The sequence below is a fragment of the Flavobacterium plurextorum genome, assembly GCF_002217395.1.
Taxonomy (GTDB): Bacteria; Bacteroidota; Bacteroidia; order Flavobacteriales; family Flavobacteriaceae; genus Flavobacterium; species Flavobacterium plurextorum.
Map to the genome: position 1 here is coordinate 1 of NZ_MUHD01000048.1, position 18,178 is coordinate 18,178.

The 18,178-nt window shown below is 32.3% G+C and carries 14 protein-coding genes; 13 read left to right on the plus strand and 1 reads right to left on the minus strand.

Going from position 1 to position 18,178, the window contains the following annotated elements; translation table 11 throughout:
• Positions 1 to 407 precede the first annotated feature (407 nt).
• The 12 genes from B0A81_RS20605 to B0A81_RS20660 all read left to right on the plus strand — a co-directional run bounded on the left by B0A81_RS20605 (position 408) and on the right by B0A81_RS20660 (position 15,986).
• Positions 408 to 1,019, plus strand: a complete 612-nt coding sequence (locus B0A81_RS20605) for an RNA polymerase sigma factor (RefSeq protein ID WP_089059752.1) — start codon at positions 408 to 410, stop codon at positions 1,017 to 1,019.
• Positions 1,020 to 1,108: 89 nt separating this feature from the next.
• Entirely contained in the window at positions 1,109 to 2,221 is a 1,113-nt protein-coding gene (locus tag B0A81_RS20610; RefSeq protein WP_089059753.1) for a FecR family protein, read from the plus strand.
• Between the two features lie 306 nt (positions 2,222 to 2,527).
• Positions 2,528 to 6,256 (plus strand): SusC/RagA family TonB-linked outer membrane protein, encoded by a 3,729-nt coding sequence (locus B0A81_RS20615; protein ID WP_089059754.1) that lies wholly within the window; start codon positions 2,528 to 2,530, stop codon positions 6,254 to 6,256.
• Between the two features lie 11 nt (positions 6,257 to 6,267).
• On the plus strand, positions 6,268 to 7,743 hold the full coding sequence (locus B0A81_RS20620) for a RagB/SusD family nutrient uptake outer membrane protein (protein WP_089059755.1): 1,476 nt from the start codon (positions 6,268 to 6,270) through the stop codon (positions 7,741 to 7,743).
• A gap of 16 nt (positions 7,744 to 7,759) precedes the next feature.
• The gene (locus tag B0A81_RS20625) at positions 7,760 to 8,620 is read left to right on the plus strand and encodes a substrate import-associated zinc metallohydrolase lipoprotein (RefSeq protein WP_089059756.1); all 861 of its coding nucleotides are present in this window, start codon (positions 7,760 to 7,762) and stop codon (positions 8,618 to 8,620) included.
• Positions 8,621 to 8,630: 10 nt separating this feature from the next.
• The gene (locus B0A81_RS20630; protein ID WP_089059757.1) at positions 8,631 to 9,977 is read left to right on the plus strand and encodes a DUF4302 domain-containing protein; all 1,347 of its coding nucleotides are present in this window, start codon (positions 8,631 to 8,633) and stop codon (positions 9,975 to 9,977) included.
• 96 nt (positions 9,978 to 10,073) lie between these two features.
• Positions 10,074 to 10,349 carry a hypothetical protein gene (locus B0A81_RS20635; RefSeq protein ID WP_089059758.1) on the plus strand — a complete coding sequence of 92 codons (276 nt, stop codon included), beginning with the start codon at positions 10,074 to 10,076 and terminating at the stop codon, positions 10,347 to 10,349.
• Positions 10,350 to 10,599: 250 nt separating this feature from the next.
• The gene (gene fabG, locus B0A81_RS20640) at positions 10,600 to 11,346 is read left to right on the plus strand and encodes a 3-oxoacyl-[acyl-carrier-protein] reductase (protein ID WP_089055474.1); all 747 of its coding nucleotides are present in this window, start codon (positions 10,600 to 10,602) and stop codon (positions 11,344 to 11,346) included.
• A 79-nt stretch (positions 11,347 to 11,425) separates the two neighbouring features.
• Positions 11,426 to 13,453 (plus strand): hypothetical protein, encoded by a 2,028-nt coding sequence (locus B0A81_RS20645; RefSeq protein WP_089059759.1) that lies wholly within the window; start codon positions 11,426 to 11,428, stop codon positions 13,451 to 13,453.
• Between the two features lie 31 nt (positions 13,454 to 13,484).
• On the plus strand, positions 13,485 to 14,045 hold the full coding sequence (locus tag B0A81_RS20650) for a TPM domain-containing protein (RefSeq protein WP_089059760.1): 561 nt from the start codon (positions 13,485 to 13,487) through the stop codon (positions 14,043 to 14,045).
• A gap of 3 nt (positions 14,046 to 14,048) precedes the next feature.
• Positions 14,049 to 14,945, plus strand: a complete 897-nt coding sequence (locus tag B0A81_RS20655) for a LysR family transcriptional regulator (RefSeq protein ID WP_089059761.1) — start codon at positions 14,049 to 14,051, stop codon at positions 14,943 to 14,945.
• Positions 14,946 to 15,020: 75 nt separating this feature from the next.
• Positions 15,021 to 15,986, plus strand: a complete 966-nt coding sequence (locus B0A81_RS20660) for a YeiH family protein (protein WP_089059762.1) — start codon at positions 15,021 to 15,023, stop codon at positions 15,984 to 15,986.
• A gap of 3 nt (positions 15,987 to 15,989) precedes the next feature.
• On the opposite strand, the gene B0A81_RS20665 is transcribed toward B0A81_RS20660, so the two are convergent.
• Positions 15,990 to 16,943 (minus strand): hypothetical protein, encoded by a 954-nt coding sequence (locus B0A81_RS20665; RefSeq protein WP_089059764.1) that lies wholly within the window; start codon positions 16,941 to 16,943, stop codon positions 15,990 to 15,992.
• Between the two features lie 172 nt (positions 16,944 to 17,115).
• Here B0A81_RS20665 and B0A81_RS20670 point away from each other — a divergent pair, with 172 nt between their 5' ends.
• Complete coding sequence (locus B0A81_RS20670; RefSeq protein WP_089059763.1) at positions 17,116 to 18,114, plus strand: zinc dependent phospholipase C family protein; 999 nt, start codon at positions 17,116 to 17,118, stop codon at positions 18,112 to 18,114.
• Positions 18,115 to 18,178: the final 64 nt, after the last annotated feature.

Genomic DNA, 18,178 nt, shown 5'->3' on the forward strand with positions numbered 1-18,178 from the left:
TCCAACTGCTGTTGAAGGACAAGTTTTACAAAATTTCTTAGATGAAAACGGAAAATTACCAAGATGGAATGTTGCTTTCTAAAAGCTGTTTCTTAATGTAAATTACCAAAGCCTTACTTTTAGTAAGGCTTTTTTATTGAGTTGATGTAAAATTATTTGAGTAGTTTAAATCTTACTTTTTATTGTTTTGAAAGAATGAATATTTTTTTAACATTTATTTAAGAACGCTGACACAGTCTAAGTTAAGGGCAGTTTCGGTATTAAGAAACTGCTTCGTTTTTGTAAAATAATTGGTTTTAAATATTTGCTTTTATATATTTAGCGAGCAAAATAAAATTATAATGTTAAAATAATGTGTTCTCTGCATTAATAAAAATGTCTTCTTGTTTAGATAATAATTGCTAATTATGAAAACCCGAATCTTACCAGTCAATTCTATTGATGACAATACACTTTGGAATGATTTAAAAATAGGTGATGAAAAATCATTTTCACTTCTGTTTGAAAGACACTACAGCGATTTGGTGAGTTACGGGAACTCGCTGTCTCCATATGCAGAGAAAGTTCAGGATTGTGTGCAAGATGTATTTACAGATATTTGGCTTTATAGAAATTCATTGCAAGGTTCTGTTGTAGTAAAAGCTTATTTACTTTCAAGTGTAAGAAAGAGAATTGCTCGATTGTATGAACGTGATCATATTTTTAGAAAAACAGCAAGCACAGATGCTGTCGAGTTTTTATTAGAATTTGCTGTCGATAATGAACTTTTGGATGATGATTATGCAACAAAAGAGAAAGTAGTTCATTTGAATAAATTGCTAAACGAATTACCTCCAAGACAAAAGGAAGCGCTTTATCTGCGTTACCATCAAGGTCTTAGTGTTGAGCAAATCGCCGAAATGCTGGATATTAATTATCAATCTGCAAATAATTTGCTGCACCGCGCTTTACTAACTCTTCGTAAAGAATGGAAGGGTAGTTTAACTATTATTACAATGCTATTTTCAAGCGCTTTTTAAATTAAGTTAAAAAAAATAAAAAAAAATCACAATTTAGTGAGTATATAATAAGAAAGCTGTCCTCTATGTTTTTGTAACCTTATTTTTAGATGCAAAAACGTAACACATATACCGAAATAGAAGATTTTTTATCTGATGAATCATTTCAATCCTGGATTCTGTTTAAAATAGATCAAGATGGATGGGAGGAATGGACTTTAGAAAGTCAACAGAGAGCAAAATTAGTAGAAGATGCTAGATTAATGCTTCTTTCTATGAAAGTTCCTGAAAGTGAACTTACAAAATCTGATATTCACAGAGCGTTACAAGATACTTGGATAAAAATTCGTGAGAAAGAATCTCAAAACGCACAGCAAGATTCAAAAACTACTTTTTTTAGAAGATATCTTCTTTCAGGAATTGCGGCATCTTTTCTTTTATGTCTGATGTCAGTTTGGTGTTACAACCATTATTTTACTTCCGAAAATAAAATAGTTACTTACAAAGAACTTATCGATGATAATAATGAAGGTTTGGTCGAGCAGACTAATAATTCTAATAAACCACAAATTATTACATTATCAGACGGCAGCTCTGTTTTACTGCAGCCAAATAGTAAATTAAGTTACCCTAAAATCTTTACTGGAAACGAAAGAAAGGTGTATTTATCCGGCGAAGGTTTCTTTGAAATTAGTAAAAATCCTCTTAAGCCTTTTTACGTTTATGCGAACGAGATTATCACAAAAGTTGTTGGAACTAGTTTTAGAGTTAAAGCTTATTCTGATCAGCCTGATGTTGAAATTCTTGTTCGTACCGGTAAAGTTAAGGTAAAGTCGAACGATATGATTTCTAAGTCAGATCAACAAGAGATTGTACTGCTTCCAAATCAAGCTTTACGATTTTTACGAAATGATCTAAAATTTAATAAAATAACAGATATTACTCAAGATGTAGTACTTGCAAAAAGTGTTGGTAATATTGAACAGTTAAGTTTCGAATTTAACGATATTCCAGTTTCTCAAATTTTTGAAACAATTGAACAAGCTTATTTAATTGATATTGATTATCCAAAAGATAAATTAAAAGATTGTCATTTAACCACTTCATTGAGCGATCAGCCTTTAACCGAAAAATTAAAAATTGTTTGTAAAAGCATCGGGAATAGTACAAGTTTTGAAATGAACGGAAATCAGATAATTATAACATCCCAAGGCTGTAATTAATCTTTAATGCAACTGTAATTGCATTTAAATGTTTTGTCACTAATTGTAACTTTTTTGATGTAAAAACTTTCAGTTATGAAATTAATTGTAGTTTATTTCATATTTAAAAATATAAGCCAAAAAACCAAAAACTAAACCAACCAAAAAAAATGAAACTGCCTATGTGAAAAAGAATGTTGTAAAAAAAAGTGCCGTGATGCTGTAACACCACGACACTTATTAAATTGAATTTTCTCTCTGTAAAGAGTAATTCATTCGTTTCTTAGAATACACTCGAATAAGTATTAATCAAAACAAATCAAAATTATGAAAAAACCAGTTGTTAAACAACGATTACTCTATAGAATCATGAAAATAACACTATTTCAGTTTGTCTTAGCACTTGTGTTTTCAAGCTTTGCTATGGCAAATAATGTAAATGGGCAAAAGAAATTAGACACAAAAGTTACAATTACAGTTGAGAATTTGACTCTTGATAGTGCTTTGTCTAAAATCGAAAAGTCAGCACATGTAAAATTTTCGTATAATTCAAGACTTCCTCAATTGAGCCGAAAGGTTAGCATTGAGGCAAATCAAGAGACTTTATCTAGTATTCTTAGTAGAATATTAGTGCCTTTTAATATTGCATTTTCAGAAGTGAGCAATCAAATTGTTTTGCAAAAAACGACAAGCGAAGATCCGTTTGCAAGTGCAGATAATCATGATTCACTTTTTGAAGTATTAACTGCAGGACCAATTATCAAAGGAAAAGTAACTGATGCCAGCGGAAGCCCTCTTCCTGGTGCAACAGTATTGGTAAAAGGAACAAAAACGGCTGTATTAACAGATTTTGATGGTAATTTCTCTATCGAAATGCCTTCAAACTCAGATAAACTTGTTATTTCTTACGTCGGTATGGAAACCAGAGAAATAGGTATCTCTAATACTACACCAACAATTGTTCTTAGTGAATTAGGACAAAACCTAAAAGAAGTTGTAGTGACTACAGGTTACGAAAAAACATCAAAAAGAACCTTTACAGGGGCGATCAGCAAAATTTCTGGTGCTGAATTGAAAGTTGATGGTGTTGTTGACGTAAGCAGAATGATCGAAGGAAAAGCAGCTGGGGTTACAGTACAAAATGTTACAGGAACTTTTGGTACTGCACCTAAAATTACAGTGCGTGGATCATCTTCTATTTTTGGAGATACAAAACCACTATGGGTAATTGATGGTGTTGTTCAGGAAGATATTATCAATTTATCATTTGCGGATTTAGCTTCAGGAAATTCTGAAACATTGTTAAGTTCGTCAGTTGCGGGATTAAATGCAAATGACATTCAAAGTATTGAAATTCTTAAAGATGCATCTGCAACTTCTATCTATGGTTCTAGATCATTAAACGGTGTTGTTGTTGTAACTACAAAACAAGGACGTAGAGATTCTCCGTTAAAAGTAAGCTATGGTTTAGAGCAAACAGTAAGAGCAGTACCAAACTACAGCCAATATGATATTTTGAATTCTCAAGAGTCAATGAGTATTTTTAAAGAAATGGAGTCTAAAGGCTATTTAGATCTTCCTTCAACTGTAAATGGAAGATATGGCGGAGCTTACAATATTTTAGGGCGTGCTATAAATACTTATATTCCTGAAACTGGTGGGTATTTAGTAAATAATGATCCGGTTAGTCGTAACAATTTTTTAAAGAAATATGAATTAGCCAATACAGATTGGTTTAATGTGCTTTTCAGACCATCGATCACTCAAAATCATTCCTTAAGTTTTTCTGGAGGAGGTAAAAATAATACATTTTATGCCTCTTTAGGATATTATACAGATCCGGGATGGACTATCGCTGATGATGTAAAACAGATTTCAAGTAACATCAAAGGTACATTTTATGTAAATGACAGATTAAACATTACACTTTCGACTCTTGCATCTATTCGTGATCAAGGTGCGCCTGGTAGTTATGAAAGCGAAAAAGATGTTGTTTTTGGAAAAGTGACACGTGATTTTGATATTAACCCATTCAACTATGTATTAAATACAAGTAGAACTCTAAGACCATACGATGAGAACAGAGAACTGGAGTATTACAGAAACAACTGGGCAAAGATGAACATCATCAATGAGTTAAAGAATAACTATATGGAAATTGAAGTAAAAGACATTCGTTTCCAATTAGATTTAGATTATAAAATTAATCCGCATTTAACATATAACTTAACAGGTTCTGCTCGTTATGCAAACACAAGCCGTGAGCATAAAATTTTAGAAGGTTCAAATGTAGTAGGAGCTTATAAAGCTGGTACTCCAGATGGTGAAGACGGTGTTAATACATTGGTTAGAGATCAAAATATCTTTTTGTATCAAGATCCTAATGATTTAACAGCTCCAAAAGTTTCAGTTTTGCCAAATGGAGGTTTCCTAAGAAAGTTTACAAATGATTTAACTTCTTACAACTTAAGAAACAGTGTTAATTACAGAAATACATTCAATGAAAAACACGAATTAGAAGGTTTGTTTGGAACAGAAATGAGAGTTGTAGACAGAACGAGTGATAATTTTACAGCTGCAGGTTTACAATACGACAGAGGTTTAACGGCATTTACAGATCCAAGAATAATCGAAAAAATAATCAACGGAGGAGATTCGTATTATGGCTTCAATGAAGAAAAAGAGAGAACAGTAGGTTTCTTTGGAAAAGTTGGTTATACATACGATCGTCGTTACACAGCTTCTGTAACAGGTCGTTATGACGGATCTAACAGACAAGGAAACAGTGATTCGTCAAGATGGCTTCCGACTTATACTTTTAGTGGAAAATGGAATGTTGCTGAAGAAAAGTTTATGAAAAATGTTGAATCGGTAAACACTTTAGCGCTTAGAGCATCTTATGGTTTAACAGCTACTGCTGGCCCGGCAACGAACTCATTGGCAATCTACAAAAGCTTTATCACAGATCGTTTTCTTCTTGATGACAGGGAATCTGGAATTAGAATTGATGAATTGCAAAATGGTGACCTAACTTGGGAAAAACAATTTGAAACCAATATTGGGGTTGATCTTGGAATGTTTAACAATAGATTACAGCTTACAACAGATGTTTATCGTCGTCAAGCATTTGATTTAGTAGATTATGTGATTACTTCAGGAATTGGAGGTCAAAGAGTTAGACAAGGAAATAATGCTGATATGGAAACGGAAGGTTTAGAGATTGGTGTAACTGGAAAAATTCTAAGCTCTCCAAGTTTTAATTGGTCTTCTACAGTTAATTTCTCTGTGTTTACACAGAAAATTACAAGACTGCAAAACACTCCAACTGCTTTTGATTTAGTTGATCCGAATGGAGGAAATACACTTAGTCATCCAAGAAACTCAATCTATTCTTATCAGTTTACAGGATTAAATAACCAAGGTTTGCCAACGTTTATCCTGCAAGATGGTGCAGAGAATAATATTACGGGAGCTAATTTTCAAGACAATATAGATGTAACGAAATATTTAAAATATGAAGGTTCAATTGAACCGAATAAATCAATAGGATGGGCTAATACATTTACTTATAAAAATTGGTCATTATATGTATTTTTTGTAGGCTCAGGAGGAAATAAAGTTCGTTTAAATCCTATTTATGATAGTGCTTATGACGATTTAACTGTTTTTACTAAAGATTTTACAAATCGTTGGATAAATCCAGGGGATGAAAATCATACTAATGTTCCAGTAATTGCTGACAAGCGTTTGAATGCAAATTATGACGGAGAACGTACCCTTGCAAGAGCTTATAATACTTATAATTACTCTGATGTTCGAATTGCTGATGGTGATTTTGTGAGATTAAAAAATATCTCTTTGAGCTGGGAGTTTCCTAAAGATTTTAAAAGAAAATTAGGACTTAGCACTTTTACGTTAAAAGGTTCTGCTGTTAACCCATGGTTGATTTATTCTGATAAAAGATTAAACGGCCAAGATCCTGAGTTTCGTAATTCTGGAGGAGTTGCATTACCAGTAACATCTCAATACACATTTACTTTAAATCTTTCATTATAATAGTCAAAAACATGAAAAACTTAAAAATAACACTATCCCTATTAATACTTATTTGTATTACTGGCTGTGATGATTTTCTTTCAGAAAAACCAGATAACAGAACTGAAATAAACACGCCCGAAAAAATATCAGAATTGCTAGTTGAAGCTTATCCTCAAATGAGTTATTTTGAGATTGCGGAAACTATGTCGGATAACGTTTTTGACAGCGGACTTCCAGAAACACTGAGAAAAAATGAGGAAAACTATAACTGGGAAATTCAAACAGAAACAACAGATATTGATACTCAAGCTTACTATTGGGATGCTTGCTATAGAGCTATTGCACATGCAAATAAAGCTTTACAAGCAATTGATGAATTAGGAAATACAGCAAATTTAAAACCGCAAAAAGGAGAAGCATTAATAGCAAGAGCTTATTCTCATTTTATGTTAGTTTCACTTTGGGCCAAACGTTATAATCCAGCTACAGCGGCTACAGATTTAGGAGTTCCTTATGTGACAAAACCAGAAACAGAATTAGTGACTAAATACAAAAGAAATACAGTTGCTGAAGTTTTTGATTTTATCGAGAAAGATCTTGAAGAAGGTTTAAAATATGTAACAAACAATTACAAAGAGCCTAGATTTCATTTTAATATAAATGCTTCAAAAGCTTTCGCCAGCAGATTTTATTTGGTAAAAGGTAACTGGGATAGAGTAATCGAATTATCCAATGACCTAGGTTCAAAACCAATTGGAAAACTTAGAGATTATTCAGCTTACAAATCTTTAGGTGTAGAAGATCAGCAGTTAAAATATTCAAGCAGTGCTGCCGAAACAAATTTATTGATCGTTTCTGCAAATACAATTGTAAGCAGAGTATATCATTTAAACCGTTTTAACCTATCAGGTGCACGTCAGCCTGAAGTTTTTGGCCCGACTACAAATCTTTTTGGAAAACCATATTATTACAACCTATATTCATCAAACAGCAGTATAACTTTATTTGTGCCTAAATTTTATGAGTATTTCAAATATTCAAATGTAACTGCAGCAATTGGAGATCCATTTGTTGCCGAAGTTTTATTAAGCAATGATGAATTCTTCTTAAACAGAATTGAAGCTCACGTAATGAAAGGGCAAACTGCTTTGGCAAACGATGAATTAGAATATTTCTTGGCAACAAGAACACCAACCTATGCACCAACAGATAAATTAACGGAAGCAAAAGTGGTGGCTAAATTTCCAGTGGTTGCAAATGAATATACACCTTTCTATACAATGACACCAGTACAGACATCGTACATAAAAGCAATTGCAGAAACAAGAAGAAGAGATTTTATACACGAAGGACTTAGATGGTTTGATATCAAACGTTTTAATATTGTTGTAAAACACGAAACGGCAAACAAACCAGTAAATACATTAGCTAAAGATGACAACCGAAGAGCTTTGCAAATTCCATTGCATGCATCAAGTACGGGCGTTGAATTGAATCCTAGATAATCTTAAAAGTAAAATTATGAAATTATTAAAATATAATAAAATTGCGATTTTAGCAATAGTTTCTACAGTACTAGTTTCATGCGGAAGCGATGAAATGCCGGGAGAAAGCCAGTTAGACTATACGCAGCCAATAAAAACGGAGTTAGATAATTGGATAACAACCACCTATTTAAATCCGTACAATATTAATGTGCAATACAAATGGAATCAAAATACAGTAGATAACAGTCGTTTTCTTTTTCCTCCATTAACAGAAAAAGTACAGCCCGCACTTGAAATTGTGAAAACAATATGGCTTAATAGTTATTTAACGATTGGAGGCCCTGACTTTGTGAAAAAAATTGCTCCAAGAGAAATTGTTTTAATAGGCGGTGTGAATTTAAATAGTGTAGGAACCAGAACTTTAGGTTTAGCCGAAGGAGGACAGCGTGTTACATTATTCGAAACCGATTATATAGATCAAGACGATAGAGCAAATGTATCAGAGTTTGTACATACAATTCAGCATGAGTACATACACATCTTAAACCAAAATAAGCCATTTGATGAAAAAGCATGGAAAACATTGACACCAGGTGGTTACACAGCAGATTGGTACAATTATGAGATACCAGAATCTAATGAACTTGGGTTTATAACCAGTTATGCAAGATCAAACATCAATGAAGATTTTGCCGAAACTGCATCTATGATCTTAATCTATTCAAAAGCTGAATATGCGGCATTTTTAAAAGGTATTAAAAGCCCAACTGCTTTAGCCGCATTAAAAGCAAAAGAAGCAATCGTAGTAAAATATTTTAAAGACGCTTTTAACATGGATTTCTATGCTTTAAGAGATGAAGCAGAGAAAAATACAAGTGCAGTAATAAACAATTAATAAAAGTATTATGAAAATAAAACACCTATATAAATACTTATTTGCAGCTGTTTTAATACTGCAATTAACCGCCTGTAATAATAATACAGACGCTGAGCAATTTTTTGAAGAAACGCCTACTACGCGTTTAAATAACCAGAAATCTGAACTAAACGATGCACTACTTTCGTCAGAATTTGGATGGAAAGCAGTCTATTTTACAGATAATACTGTTTTAGGAGGTTATACACATTTATTTAAGTTTGCCAAAGACGGAAGTGTAGAAATGGCATCAGATTTTGATGCTGATACAGATGTATACAAAAGCGAGTACGCCATTCAGCTTGGAAGTACAGTAAGCGTAACTTTTACAACAAAAAATAGAATTCATCTTTTATCAGAATCAGATAATTTCCCTATTCCAGCTTTAAGAGCGAAAGGATATTTAGGAGATTTTCAGTTTTTGTATTATGGTCAGGAAAAGGGAGAGATTATTTTTAGAACCAATAGAAACAATCGTGAATTACGTTTCGTAAAAGCAACAGCTCAAGACTGGGCAGATTTGCATAAAAATATCGAAATGATTCCTAATGTAATTGGCGCCGCGACGAGACCATTGTTTAGATTATTAGAAACAAATGACGGAACAACAAAACATCAGTTTGATTTTTCATTTTCTGACGTAACTCGTTTTGCAGAATCAAATTCTATCGAAGCAGGTTATTCTGTAAGCTATAATATGGGAGTAGGGTACACTCCCACTGGTATTGTTGTGAGTCCTGCGGTAGTAGTGGGCGGACAAAACCTGACTAATTTTGTATATAATGATACAGATGGAAGTTTTACGGCTTCAGGAACAGGTGGTGTAAGTGCTGTAATTAAATATACAGACAAACCTTTATCACTTACAGATGATTATAAATTATTTCTTCCTGGGCAGCCATTTACTGCATTTGGTTATTATACTAATGATTATACTGTAGACGCACCAAGTAACTCGGTACTGTTTAATTCAGAAATAGCAAAAATTAATGCTGCCTTGCCTAAAGGACAAAGCATTGCAACTGTTGAAATATATAGTAATCATGCTATTGGAACATTTATTTATTACACATTTGTAGGAAGAGGAGCTTTACAGCATCATGTAACTATTACAGAAGATGCCGTTGGTAAAAAAGTGATTTTAAAGCATAAATCTTGGAACGGAAATACAACAGTAGCTACGCCGGCATTCCTTGCTAGTTTTGATAAGTATCTGATGGATCCAAACGGAATTTATGTGAAAAAAGAAAGCTTTAGAGTATTTTACACTGATCCAGTTTATACGTTCACTAGCTCTTCAAGTCCTTTTAGAATGACGACTTGGAGGCTTAACTAATAGCTTTAGTTTTGTTTTTAATTTTGGAGAAAAAGCGACTCAATTTAGAGTCGCTTTTTTTAAACTAGAAAACATTAATTATTAAAATTTAATCAGATGAAGGAGAAAATTGCTGCGCCGGTAAGTATTATTTTTTTGTGGGGACTTATACTTATCGCCATAACAGAATGGTATTACGAATATGTGAGGTATTATTTGTATGTCTCAATAGCTGTCATTATTCCTATTATGATTTGGAATTTGATAAAGCAGAAAAAAAAGGACAAAATTTCTGGAACAAGAGAGTTTCAATCATCGATTTATAGAATGCTGATAATGGCCGTAGTACTTATCATTATTTTTTACATCACTAAGCAAGAGCATATAGGTTAATTCTAAGTTTAATTATTAAGGAAAAAAGCGATTCAATTTTGAATCGCTTTTTTATTAGATTAACCTGCAGCATATAGTTATATCGAGATATATAAATAACTTAAAAAAAGGTGTTTCTATATGTTTAATGTTTCTGCACCCAATTCGGATAGAATAAATAATTTCAAGACCAATTTTTATGGCACAAATTTTATTAAACGCCCAAATAATCTATATTTGTATTTCAAAAAATAAAAACGAATACTTCAATATGAAATTACTAGAAGGAAAAGTAGCAATCATTACTGGCGCGAGCCGAGGAATTGGAAAAGGAATTGCAGAAGTTTTTGCTAAACACGGAGCAAACGTAGCATTTACATATAGCTCATCTGTAGAATCAGCTCAAGCTTTAGAAGCTGAGTTAAATGGTTTAGGTGTTAAAGCAAAAGGTTACAAGTCTAACGCAGCCGATTTTAATGAAGCACAAACTTTTGTTGATGCAGTTTTGGCTGATTTTGGTACAGTAGATATTTTAATTAACAACGCAGGAATTACAAAAGATAACTTGTTAATGCGTATGTCTGAAGCTGATTTTGATCAAGTAATTGATGTAAACTTGAAGTCAGTTTTTAATATGACAAAAGCAATTCAAAAAACGTTCTTGAAGCAGCGTGCAGGTTCTATCATTAATATTAGCTCTGTTGTAGGAGTTTCTGGAAATGCAGGACAAACAAATTACGCAGCATCAAAAGCAGGTGCAATTGGTTTTACAAAATCAGTAGCTTTAGAATTAGGATCACGTAACATTCGTTGCAATGCAATCGCTCCAGGTTTTATTGAAACAGAAATGACTGCAAAATTACCAGAAGATGTAGTAAAAGGATGGAGAGACGGAATTCCGTTGAAACGCGGAGGAACTACTGAAGATGTAGCAAACGCTTGTCTTTTCTTAGCATCAGATATGAGTGCATACGTTACAGGACAAGTTCTTAATGTTTGCGGAGGAATGCTTACTTAATATGCTAATTGATTATGGTTTGTTGTTTATTGTTCAGAACCAAAAACGATAAACTAAAAACTATAAACCAAAATAAAATATGACTACAAACACGATTTTATTATTATTGCTTTCTTTAGTAATAGCGGGTGGGTTATCGTATTTTCAATATTTTTTTAAAGCCAAAAACAAATCAAATCTGATTTGGTTTTTGGCTTTTTTACGTTTTCTAGCCATTTTTGGATTATTGGTGTTACTTATAAACCCAGTAATTTCAAAAAGTTCGTTGGAAATTACCAAAACACCTTTGGCAATTGCTGTTGATAATTCAAGTTCGATAACTGCATTAAAAGCAGATAAAAAATCGGTTGAATTATATCAAAAGCTAATTTCAAATCCCGCATTAAAAGAAAAATTTGAAATTCAATCCTATCAATTCGACGCCGATTTTAAAACTTCAGATAAATTTGATTTTAGCGGCAAACAAACCAATTTAGACGAAGTTGCAAAGAATTTAAAAAGCATCAACAAAAATCTGATTTTCCCTACTGTAATTATTACGGACGGAAATCAAACTACAGGAAACGATTATGTATATCGATTTGATCCTGTCAATAAAGTTTATCCTTTGGTTGTGGGAGATACAACCACTTTTCTTGATTTAAAAATAAATCAGTTAAATGTAAATAAATACGCATTTCATAAAAATAAATTTCCTGTTGAAGTTTTTCTTCAATATGCAGGTGACAAATCTACAACTGCCGATTTTACAATTTCGCAGGGAAATACCGTTGTCGCAAAAGAGAAAGTTTCTTTTTCACCATCAAAAAAGACAGCAGCATTAAATTTGCTTTTGCCGGCAGATAAAGTAGGACTGCAAATATTTAAAGCCAGTATTTCTTCAAATGCAAAAGAAAAGAACAGCTATAATAATATCAAGAACTTTGCTGTAGAAGTAATCGATCAAAAATCTACAATAGCAATTGTTTCAGCCATAAACCATCCAGATATTGCTGCTTTAAAACGCTCAATCGAAGTTAATGCGCAGCGAAAAGTAATTTTGGTTAAACCAAATGATGTTAGCCAGCTGCAAGAAGCGTCAGTTTTAGTTTTGTATCAGCCAACATCAGCCTTCAAAGCTGTTTTTGACAATAATAAACAAGCCGGAAGAAATACATTTGTTATTACTGGAAACAACACCGATTTTAATTTTCTAAACCAGCAGCAAAATAATCTGGTTTTTAAAATGAGCGGACAAGTCGAAGATTATTTATCTGAATTTCAGTCGCAATTCAATTTATTTGCGGTTGATAATATTGGTTTCGAAAATTTCCCGCCTTTGCAAAATTTATTCGGAACAATTTCAACAAACGGAAATGTATCTGTTTTGCTTTCTTCAAAAATTAGAAATGTTTCTACCAATGCTCCTTTGTTGGCTTTCGCCGAAAATCAAGGAAAAAGAACAGCCTTTCTTTTAGGTGAAAACAGCTGGAAATGGCGTTTACAAAGTCATATAGATAATCAGTCGTTTGAAAAGTATGATGTATTTATAGATAAAATAATTCAGTATTTAGCAACATCAACATCAAAGAAATCGCTTGTTGTAGCACATGAAAGTTTCTATAATTCAGGAGAGGAAATTATAATTAATGCCCAATATTTCAATAAAAACTACGAGTTTGACGAAAAAGCAAGATTAACAATCACTGTTACAAATGCCGAAACCAAACAAGTAAAAAACTACGATTTATTAAAAGGAAATAATTCTTTCTCTGTAAACTTAGAAGGATTAACCGCAGGAAAGTATAATTTTACAGTAAAAGAGCTAAATTCAAATACATTATATTCAAGTCATTTTGAAATTTTAGATTTTGACATTGAGAAACAATTTGTAAACCCTGATGTTGCAAAACTGAAACAATTAGCACTTCAAACCAATGGAAAAGCGTTCTTTGAAGATCAAGCCGATGATTTGATTCAAGAGCTTCTAGAAAACAAAGAATACAAATCGATCGAAAAAAACGTTTCAACAAAAACTCCAATAATTGACTGGGTTTGGTTATTGATTTTAATTGCGGCTTTGTTAGCGACGGAATGGTTTGTTAGGAAATATAATGGGTTGTTGTAGCTTGTTGCCCCGAATTGATTAGTTTTTAATAATGAAAAAAGTCATTTTTATTATTTTATTTTTTATTGCGATTTCTGCAGCTGGTCAAACTTTTGAGAAAAAGCAAAATGATTCGTTAAAAGATAAAACGATTACAACATTTCGAGAAATTTATTGGAATAATTTGCCAAGTCCCAAAGGTTGGATTAATGATTATGAAAGAATTTTTTCTGATGATGAAGAAAAGAAGTTAGACAATATAATTTCAAATTTTGAAAGGGAAACATCTATTGAAATTGCAATTGTAACCATTGATACTGTTAAGACTTCTAGTGACAAATTTGAAGCGCTATCACTTCATATTGCTAAAACTTGGGGTATTGGAAAGAAAGGAAAAGATAACGGAATTTTGATTGGACTGTCAAAAGGATATAGAAAAATCAGAATAGAACTTGGAAATGGAATAGCTAAAGCACTTACAGAACAAGAAACAAAAGAAATCATAGATCATGATTTTATTCCAGAATTCAAAAAAGGAAATTACTACCAAGGAATTGTTAATGGAATTACGAAGCTGATGGAAGTTTTAAGAACAAGAGTTAAAAAGGAATAAATTATGGACTTCAGGCTAAAAGTATTTTACACCGTTGCGCTCCGCCTTAATTTTACTAAAGCGGCAACAGAGCTATACATTACACAGCCTGCCGTTTCTAAACATATTCACGAGCTTGAAGAAACCTATAAAACAAAACTTTTTGAGCGAAACGGTTCTAAAATTGCTTTAACTCCAGCCGGAAAAATTTTACTTAAGCACACCAAAAGCATCTTTGAAATTTATCGCGAGATCGATTTTGAAATGAGTTCTTTTATAAACGAACGTCAAGGTTTATTGCGATTAGGAGCAAGTACAACCATTTCGCAATATATTATTTCTCCAGTTTTAGCACATTTTCATCAAAAACAAAAAGACATAAAAGTCAATTTGTTAAATGGAAATACAGAACAAATCGAAAATGCTTTAATCAACAAAGAAATCGAAATTGGAATTGTCGAAGGACAATCGAAAAATCAATCCATAAAATATATCCCGTTTTTAAAAGACGAATTGGTTTTAGTCTGTAATAGCAACAATCCGTTTGTGAAAAAAAATGAAATTTCAGTAAGTGATTTAAAATCAATGAAATTCATAACCCGTGAACGTGGATCTGGAACACTTGAAGTTATAGAATATGCATTGAAAAAAGCCGGTTTGAAATTCTCGGATTTACAAATCGAAATGCAGTTAGGAAGTACAGAAAGTATTAAGTCTTATTTATTAAATTCGGAATGCTTTGCTTTTATGTCTATTCATGCAGTAAGTAAAGAGTTGAAAAATAAAGAATTAATGGTTTTAGATGTAGAAGAATTATCTGTAGAAAGATACTTTTATATTATCACATTGTTAGGTAAATCTGATTCGTTATCAGAGCTGTTTATCCAAAATATGTCAAATCATTATAACTTAAAGTTATAGTCGATTGTAATTTGCGATTGGGAGTTTCGTGTAAAAGGATAGAACTTTGCAGAATAAATTTTTAATTATTCTATTTTGAAAACAAAAGAACATACAGCCTCACAATTATTCGAAGTTAATCGTTACTTGCAACAAGCCATTTTTGCTGCTGTTATCTTTTTATGCTTATTTTCGATTATTTCACCGCCAATAGCTTTGTTGTTTGGAGTTGTAATTGTAAACATTTTTGGTAATCCATTTGTAGAATTCAATAATAAAGCAATTACCTTTTTATTACAGTTCTCTGTTATTGGTTTAGGATTCGGGATGAATGCATCAAGTGCCATTTCAGCAGGAAAAGAAGGCTTTTTACTAACTATATTCTCCATATTTAGTACTTTAATTTTAGGAACTTTTTTAGGGAAATGGTTGAAAACCGATAAAAAAACATCTCACTTAATATCTTGTGGAACTGCAATTTGTGGAGGAAGCGCTATAGCGGCGATTTCTCCAGTAATAAAATCAAACGAGAATGAAACTTCAATAGCTTTAGGAGTAATATTTATTTTGAATTCAATTGCCTTATTTGTTTTTCCATTTATTGGTCATCAGCTTGATTTATCGCAAAAAGATTTCGGATTATGGTGTGCTATTGCTATTCATGATACCAGTTCTGTAGTTGGTGCAGCAAATAAATATGGAGCCGAAGCTTTGCAGATAGCTACAACCGTAAAACTAGCGAGAGCCTTATGGATTATTCCAATTTCGATATTAACAGCAGCGATTTTTAAAAGTAAAAATTCAAAGATTAAAATTCCTTACTTCATAGGTTTGTTTATTGTCGCTATGCTTTTAAATAGTTATGTTCCTGCAACTGCAGTAATTGCGCCGTATATTGTAAATATTGCAAAAATTGGATTAACGATTACATTGTTTTTAATAGGAGCAACATTGAATGTAAAAACCTTAAAATCAGTAGGAGTGAAGCCTTTACTGCAAGGTGTGTTTTTATGGATTTTTATTGCAGTTTTAGGTTTAGTATCAATTCTGTATTTGGGTTAAAATTTATTTTACATTTGAGAATTTGACAGTTGGTTTGCCAGTAATTTTATACCATTTTCCCGTAAAGGAAAGTCTTTTTTCAATTACAAAATTAAACTGTTTTTTCGTTTTAGCCAGTTCGATAATTTCTGTTGGCAAATCTACATCATAATCATCTTCTGTACCTTTTGCTTTTTTGTAAAAACCAGTTGTAGTAATGGCAAAATCTCTAAAAAACTTTTTCGTACCATCGTTGATTACTTTATATGAACTAGACCACTCAGAGTTTCCGCCATTATTAAACAAACTATAATAATCTAATTCCATTAAAGGCTGGTATTTTCCGTTAAAACCAGCAATAAGATATAAAAAACCATTGTAAGGAGCGCCTGCACCGCCGTTTGCATGTTCTATAGTAAACGCATATTGATCTTCACCAATTTCGACAAGTTTTGGTGTAGGTGCTCTTGAAAATGCACCAAAGGCAGCAACAGCAGGTTGAAAAGATTTCATTTCCCAAACCGCTCCATTTTTAGCAAATTTGGCAACGCCAATTAATCCGCCAGAGAAACGCCCAGTTTGTGCACCATCAGCATCATAAAAGGAATGATTAAAAGTCAATAGTTTGAATTGATTTCCTTTCGAATCAGAATAATCATTATTACTTAGAAGTCTTGTTGCAACACCCTCTTTATATGGAAAAAGCTGATCTCCCTCAACACCATTCACATCAATATAAGGCTGCGGTTTACAATTGCTGCATTTCCAGCTTACAAAAGTATTGCGATCTGGTAAATTATATAATTTGCCTGGAAACAATTTTTGCATTGTTTTTACAGGATCAAAAGAACCAGATATTTTAAGTACTCTTTTTGTATTTAGTATGGTATCGTTGACATTTTTTAATTGTATATCAGTTTCTTGAGCTAAACAAAGTGAACTAAAAAATAAAACGAAATTTAGAATAAAGAGGCGCATATTTGTAAGATTTAATACCAGAACAAACATACAAGAAAAATTCTGACGATTTTATATTTACCATACTTATATGGTTTAAAAATGGTTAGAGATTAAATTAAAAGAATCTTAAAAACGATTCTTTTAAATTATCTTTAAATAAGGTAAATTTGTCTCTCAAATAAAAACAAAAATGAAAAACTTCAAAATGAGACCAAAATTAATTGCTTTTTTTGCATTAATCATAGGTTTTTTTACTTTATCATGGGGAATTGTAGGCCATGAAAGAATTAATAAAGCAGCAGTAATGGCTTTGCCAAAACCGCTTCAGATCTTCTTTTATAATCACATCGATTTTATTACTCAAGAAGCATCAGTACCAGATATTCGTAAGTATGCTTTAAATTACAAAGACGAGAATCCAAGACACTATTTTGATATGGAAAACTTTGATTCTGCTGATAGTATTCCAAAAACTTTGGAAGAAGCAAAGAAAAAATACGATAGTAAATTCTTGAACACTAACGGAATTTTGCCTTGGTATATTGAAGATATGATGGCTAAATTAACCAAAGCTTTTAAAGATAAAAACAGAGCGGAAATTTTATTTCTTGCTGCAGATTTAGGTCATTATATTGGTGATGCTCATATGCCTCTGCATACTTCTGCAAATCATGACGGACAATTGAGCGATCAAAAAGGAATTCATTCTCTTTGGGAAAGCAGACTTCCTGAGTTATTTGCAAAAAACTACAAGTTAAATGTTCCTGAAGCTCAGTACTACGCTGATGTTCATAAAGCAACTTGGGATATGATAAACGACACGCACACTTTAGTGAAACCGTTATTAGACATAGACAAAAAGTTAAGAACTGCAACTCCAGAAAATCAGGTTTTTAAAATGGATTCAGATGGAAAAGTATTAAAAAGCAAATACAATACACCAGTTTTCTCTGATGAGTATGCGAAAAAACTTCACCAAGACTTAAACGGAATGGTTGAAACTCAAATGAAAAAAGCGATTACTGCAACAGCAAGTTTTTGGTATACAGCGTGGGTAAATGCGGGAAAACCAGATTTGAGCGATTTAGATTCACCTGCTGTTACACAAAGAAATCATCAAGCTTTACAAGAGGATTTGAAATTGTTTCAAAAAGGAGATTTATTCGGAATGAAGAATCAGAACGACTAGATTTTTTACTTTGAAGTTTCAGGTTTTAACTTGAAAATATACTAATAAATAAAAGCCTCAATTT

Coding starts and splice junctions, on each gene's coding strand:
- B0A81_RS20635 (WP_089059758.1), top strand. CDS start 10,074: ATGAAGGAGAAAATTGCTGCGCCGGTAAGTATTATTTTTTTGTGGGGA.
- B0A81_RS20615 (WP_089059754.1), top strand. CDS start 2,528: ATGAAAAAACCAGTTGTTAAACAACGATTACTCTATAGAATCATGAAA.
- B0A81_RS20645 (WP_089059759.1), top strand. CDS start 11,426: ATGACTACAAACACGATTTTATTATTATTGCTTTCTTTAGTAATAGCG.
- B0A81_RS20620 (WP_089059755.1), top strand. CDS start 6,268: ATGAAAAACTTAAAAATAACACTATCCCTATTAATACTTATTTGTATT.
- B0A81_RS20670 (WP_089059763.1), top strand. CDS start 17,116: ATGAAAAACTTCAAAATGAGACCAAAATTAATTGCTTTTTTTGCATTA.
- B0A81_RS20655 (WP_089059761.1), top strand. CDS start 14,049: ATGGACTTCAGGCTAAAAGTATTTTACACCGTTGCGCTCCGCCTTAAT.
- fabG (WP_089055474.1), top strand. CDS start 10,600: ATGAAATTACTAGAAGGAAAAGTAGCAATCATTACTGGCGCGAGCCGA.
- B0A81_RS20630 (WP_089059757.1), top strand. CDS start 8,631: ATGAAAATAAAACACCTATATAAATACTTATTTGCAGCTGTTTTAATA.
- B0A81_RS20650 (WP_089059760.1), top strand. CDS start 13,485: ATGAAAAAAGTCATTTTTATTATTTTATTTTTTATTGCGATTTCTGCA.
- B0A81_RS20665 (WP_089059764.1), bottom strand. CDS start 16,943: ATGCGCCTCTTTATTCTAAATTTCGTTTTATTTTTTAGTTCACTTTGT.
- B0A81_RS20625 (WP_089059756.1), top strand. CDS start 7,760: ATGAAATTATTAAAATATAATAAAATTGCGATTTTAGCAATAGTTTCT.
- B0A81_RS20605 (WP_089059752.1), top strand. CDS start 408: ATGAAAACCCGAATCTTACCAGTCAATTCTATTGATGACAATACACTT.
- B0A81_RS20610 (WP_089059753.1), top strand. CDS start 1,109: ATGCAAAAACGTAACACATATACCGAAATAGAAGATTTTTTATCTGAT.